Raw genomic sequence first — 4,754 nt, forward strand, 5'->3', positions numbered from 1 at the left:
GCCACTCCCCGCCCCCGCGCATAAAATCCGCACGTCAGAGCCGCTCCAAAGCCGCAGCGCGCCGCCCACCCGTAAATGCCCCGCAGGGAGCCGCACCCTCATGGCCGAACACCCCGCCTACCCCGTAGGCCTCCGCCTCACCGGCCGCCGAGTGGTCGTCCTCGGCGGCGGCCAGGTCGCCCAACGCCGTCTCCCGGCCCTCATCGCGGCGGGAGCCGACGTACTCCTCATCTCCCCCGAAGCGACACCCTCCGTCGAGGCGATGGCGGACGCGGGCGAGATCACCTGGGAAAGGCGCCCCTACGCGGACGGTGACCTCGCCGCCGCCTGGTACGCCCTGATCGCCACCAGCGACCCGGAGGCGAACACCCGGGCCTCCGCCGAGGCGGAAGCGAACCGCGTCTGGTGCGTACGCTCCGACAACGCCCACGCGGCCACGGCGTGGACCCCCGCCACAGGCCACAGCGAGGGCGTCACGGTCGCCGTCCTCACCACCCGCGCCCAGGGCCGCGACCCCCGCCACACCGCCGCCATCCGCGACGCCGTGGTCGAGGGCCTCCGCGACGGCACCCTCGTGGCGCCCCACCACCGCACCCGCACCCCGGGCGTCGCTCTGGTCGGCGGCGGCCCCGGCGACCCGGACCTGATCACCGTGCGCGGCCGCCGCCTCCTCGCCGAGGCCGACGTCGTCATCGCCGACCGCCTCGGCCCGCGCGACCTGCTCGCCGAACTCCCGCCGCACGTCGAGGTCATCGACGCGGCGAAGATCCCGTACGGCCGCTTCATGGCGCAGGAGGCGATCAACAACGCGCTTATCGAGCACGCGAAGCAGGGGAAGTCGGTGGTCCGTCTGAAGGGCGGCGACCCGTACGTCTTCGGTCGCGGCATGGAGGAACTCCAGGCGCTCGCCGAGGCCGGTATTCCCTGCACGGTCGTGCCCGGCATCTCCAGCTCGATCTCGGTCCCGAGCGCGGCCGGCATCCCGGTGACCCACCGGGGCGTGGCCCACGAGTTCACGGTGGTCAGCGGCCACGTGGCGCCCGACGACGAGCGTTCCCTGGTCGACTGGGCTTCGCTCGCCAGGCTGACCGGCACGCTGGTGATCCTCATGGGCGTCGACAAGATCGGCCGGATCGCCGAGACGCTGGTCGCCCACGGCAAGGCGGCCGACACTCCCGTGGCCCTCGTCCAGGAGGGCACGACGGCAGCCCAGCGCCGCGTAGACGCGACGCTCGCCACGGTCGCCGAGACCGTCCGCACCCAGGAGGTGAAGCCCCCGGCGGTCATCGTCATCGGCGAGGTCGTGAAGGTGGGCCCGGAAGCGGCGCCGGAAGCGCAGCCGCGGACATCCGAGTAACCCCGGGTAACACAACCCGTCCCAAGCCGTTGGCACCGCACCCAGGACAAGGCAGTATCACCCTGTGGCCGATCTCATCACCGTCGAGGACCCCGACGACCCGCGCCTGCGTGACTACACCGGCCTGACCGACGTGGAGCTGCGCCGCAAGCGCGAACCCGCCGAGGGCCTGTTCATCGCCGAGGGCGAGAAGGTCATCAGACGGGCCAAGGAAGCGGGCTACGAGATGCGGTCCATGCTGCTCTCGGCCAAGTGGGTCGACGTCATGCGGGACGTCATCGACGAGCTACCGGCCCCGGTGTACGCGGTCAGCCCGGAGCTCGCCGAACAGGTCACCGGCTACCACGTGCACCGCGGCGCTCTCGCCTCCATGCAGCGCAAACCGCTGCCGACGGCCGACGAACTCCTCCAGACCGCCCGCAGGGTCGTGGTCATGGAATCGGTCAACGACCACACCAACATCGGCGCGATCTTCCGCTCGGCGGCAGCCCTGGGCATGGACGCGGTCCTGCTCTCGCCCGACTGCGCGGACCCCCTCTACCGCCGCAGCGTGAAGGTCTCCATGGGCGCGGTCTTCGCCGTCCCGTACGCACGTCTGGAGACCTGGCCGAAAAGCCTGGAGTCCGTCCGCGAGGCCGGCTTCGCGCTCCTCGCCCTCACTCCCGACGAGAAGGCCAAGACCCTCGACGAGACCGCTCCGCACAAGATGGACCGGGTCGCCCTCATGCTCGGCGCCGAGGGCGACGGCCTCTCCACCCAGGCCCTGGTGGCGGCCGACGAATGGGTACGCATCCCCATGGCCCACGGAGTCGACTCCCTCAACGTGGGCGCGGCGGCAGCGGTGGCGTTCTACGCGGTGGCGACGGGCCGCCCACAGTCCTGAGCCACCCTGGGCCCGCGCCCCGAAAGGGGCGCGGGGCTGTGACAATCTGCGGCTCCGCCGCGCGGGCGCGACCAGCCCTCACAAACCCGCAGTGGACCAACAACGTACAGTCCCGAGCTCTTCTGTTCCTGCCCGCTACGGCTCGTAGAACTGCCCCTGCTGCACACCCTGCCGCACATCCCGATCTCCGCCCAGCCCCCGAGACGGCCCCTGGCACCCCTGTGCCGCCGCAATGCCAAGGGCCACCAGTAGCGTCACCACGACGAACACGATGAGCCGCTGCCGCAGCAGCCGCGGGTTGGCCGGCCGCCGACCGGTCCCGTTGGTGCGCGGCGCCGGCCGCCCACTCCGGGGCACGGACTGACTGCCGGACCGGGTGGTGCTGCGCGGAGGCGCAGAACGCGACCCCGACCCCGACCCGGCCCCTGATCCCGGTCCCGGCCGCTGGCCGCCGCCGGTCCGGGGGGACGGGCCGCCTGAACGGGACCCACCTCCCGTACGCGGCAAGGGCGTGCCCTGGGCGCTCTGCGGCCGCCGCTGGGTGCGCGGCTCGGAGTGCTGCTCCGCGAGACGCCCCGACGGCCGGTCGGGGGAGGTGCGCGGCACGGGCGGACGGACGTCGGCGAGCCCCTGCGACTCGCGCGCGGCGATCTCCTTGAGCCGCAGCGACAGCTGGAGGGTGGTGGGCCGCTCCTCGGGGTCCTTCGCGAGGCACGCGCGGATGAGCGGAGCCAGTGCGTCCGGCACACCCTGCAGCTGCGGCTCCTCGTGCACCACCCGGTAGAGCATGACCTCGGAACTCCCGTGCCCGAAGGGCGAGTCGGAGGTCCCGGCATACGCGAGGGTCGCACCGAGCGAGAACACATCGGTGGCCGGAGTGACGGCCGCACCGCGCACCTGCTCGGGCGCGAGGAAACCGGGCGACCCGACGGCCGTACCGACGTGCGTCAGGGTGGAGGCACCCGTGGCCCACGCGATCCCGAAGTCGATGATCCGCGGCCCCTTCGGGGAGAGCAGGATGTTGGACGGCTTCAGGTCACGGTGGACGACACCGGCCTCGTGGACGGCGACGAGCCCCTCGGAGAGGGCGGAACCGACCGCCGCGATGTCGGCGGCCGACAGCGGTCCCTCGCCGGCGACCTTGTCGTGAAGGGAGGGCCCGGGCACGTACTGCGTGGCGAACCACGGCCGGTCCGCGTCCAGATCCGCGGCGACCAGCCGGGCGGTGCAGCCGCCCCGGATCCGCCGCGCCGCCGACACCTCGCGCGCGAACCGCGAGCGGAACTCCTGATCCTCCGCCAGGTCCGGCCGGATCACCTTCAGCGCGACCCGCTGCCCACGCTTGTCGGAGCCCAGGTAGACAACGCCCATCCCGCCCGCGCCGAGCCGTCTGTGCAGCCTGAACGAGCCGACGACGCGCGGGTCCTCGCGCCTCAGGCGCATCATCGCCATGTTCATCCCCGCTGCCCGGTCCGTGTGACGTGGCACAGCTTACGTTTCCACACCCGGGTCCGCGCAGAGGCCGCGCCCTCTCGGCCCGATCGATTGTCAGTGCCGGGTGGGAAACTTGAAGGGTGGTCAGGGAAGAGGGGTTCGGGGCCGCGTTGGGCTGTCCATGATCCCAACCTCCCGTGACAGAAGGGGGATTGAACCCGTGAAGGGTGATCGTGTGGAGATAGTCGTGGACGCCGGCGACACGACGCGTACATACGACGTGGTGGCGAGCAGGGCGGGCCGCCGGGTGGAGACGGCGGTACGCAGGGGAGTGGTGGAAGTGAGCGAAGTCACGCGCAACGGGTCGGTCGTGCGTACGGCCCGCTTCATGGCGAACCGGGTGCTGGCCCTCGTCGAGCAGCCCGTGCCGCGGGAGGATATCTCGGAACAGTCGGGGCACACGGGGCGTCCCCTCCGGGAAGACCCTGAGTCCTAGGACCTCGTCTCCACCCAGGGGAGTACACCGCAGGTCATGGCTCATCCTCCGGGAGGCCCGGCAATCGGTACGAGGGCATGACGACCCGTACCGGCCGCGCGCCTAGATTTGAGGTCAAGCGGCGGGTGCAGCACTCGTCCCCCGAGGTCAGACACCCGCCGCTGCCAACGACAAACACAACGACAAACACAACGACAAACGAACACAGGTCAGGAGAGGGACCATGGCCCACACGGCACCGCGGACGATGGTCCGCACGCAGGGGCGCAAGCCGCACGGCGGCGCGTTCCGCACCCATCGCCAGGGCCGCCGCCACCCGTTGGTGGCGACCGCGATGGTCCTTCCCCTGGCGGCCCTGCTCGTGTACGCCTTCGGCGGCTGGGAGGCAGTGGTCACACAAGCGTCGTCCGTGGGAGTGATGCTGGGGCGCTGAGCGGCGACCCCAGGCCCGGAAGAGCGGTCCGGGCGGGGACATCCACCCATGAAACCCCGTGGGGACGGGGGTGCGGCGGACGGCATAGACGCCCGCGCAGCTGGGGAGCTGCGCGGGCGTTGCTTTTTGCGCCCAAGCCGGCGCCGCGTAC

5 protein-coding genes are annotated in these 4,754 nt (G+C 71.8%); 4 read left to right on the forward strand and 1 reads right to left on the reverse strand.

Annotated elements, in window-relative coordinates; all coding sequences use genetic code 11:
• Window positions 1-100 precede the first annotated feature (100 nt).
• Both cobA and FNH08_RS44745 read left to right on the forward strand, forming a co-directional pair.
• Entirely contained in the window at window positions 101-1,357 is a 1,257-nt protein-coding gene (gene cobA, locus FNH08_RS44740; protein ID WP_152777238.1) for a uroporphyrinogen-III C-methyltransferase, read from the forward strand.
• Between the two features lie 64 nt (window positions 1,358-1,421).
• Window positions 1,422-2,240: a TrmH family RNA methyltransferase gene (locus FNH08_RS44745; RefSeq protein WP_322726460.1), complete on the forward strand. Its 819-nt coding sequence runs from the start codon at window positions 1,422-1,424 to the stop codon at window positions 2,238-2,240.
• Between the two features lie 135 nt (window positions 2,241-2,375).
• Here the strand turns inward: FNH08_RS44745 and FNH08_RS44750 are convergent, their stop codons facing one another.
• Window positions 2,376-3,698 (reverse strand): serine/threonine-protein kinase, encoded by a 1,323-nt coding sequence (locus tag FNH08_RS44750; RefSeq protein WP_152777242.1) that lies wholly within the window; start codon window positions 3,696-3,698, stop codon window positions 2,376-2,378.
• A 196-nt stretch (window positions 3,699-3,894) separates the two neighbouring features.
• On the opposite strand from FNH08_RS44750, the gene FNH08_RS44755 reads away from it, so the two are divergent.
• Together FNH08_RS44755 and FNH08_RS44760 are read left to right on the forward strand one after the other, a co-directional pair.
• A complete protein-coding gene (locus FNH08_RS44755) occupies window positions 3,895-4,170 on the forward strand; it encodes a hypothetical protein (RefSeq protein WP_322726461.1) in 276 nt (91 codons plus the stop codon).
• Window positions 4,171-4,393: 223 nt separating this feature from the next.
• Window positions 4,394-4,603, forward strand: coding sequence for a hypothetical protein (locus tag FNH08_RS44760; RefSeq protein ID WP_152777240.1), 210 nt, complete (start codon window positions 4,394-4,396; stop codon window positions 4,601-4,603).
• The last annotated feature ends 151 nt before the right edge of the window (window positions 4,604-4,754 follow it).

It is taken from the genome of Streptomyces spongiae (assembly GCF_009377185.1).
GTDB classification, from domain to species: domain Bacteria; phylum Actinomycetota; class Actinomycetes; order Streptomycetales; family Streptomycetaceae; genus Streptomyces; species Streptomyces spongiae.

Coding starts and splice junctions, on each gene's coding strand:
- cobA (WP_152777238.1), top strand. CDS start 101: ATGGCCGAACACCCCGCCTACCCCGTAGGCCTCCGCCTCACCGGCCGC.
- FNH08_RS44750 (WP_152777242.1), bottom strand. CDS start 3,698: ATGAACATGGCGATGATGCGCCTGAGGCGCGAGGACCCGCGCGTCGTC.
- FNH08_RS44760 (WP_152777240.1), top strand. CDS start 4,394: ATGGCCCACACGGCACCGCGGACGATGGTCCGCACGCAGGGGCGCAAG.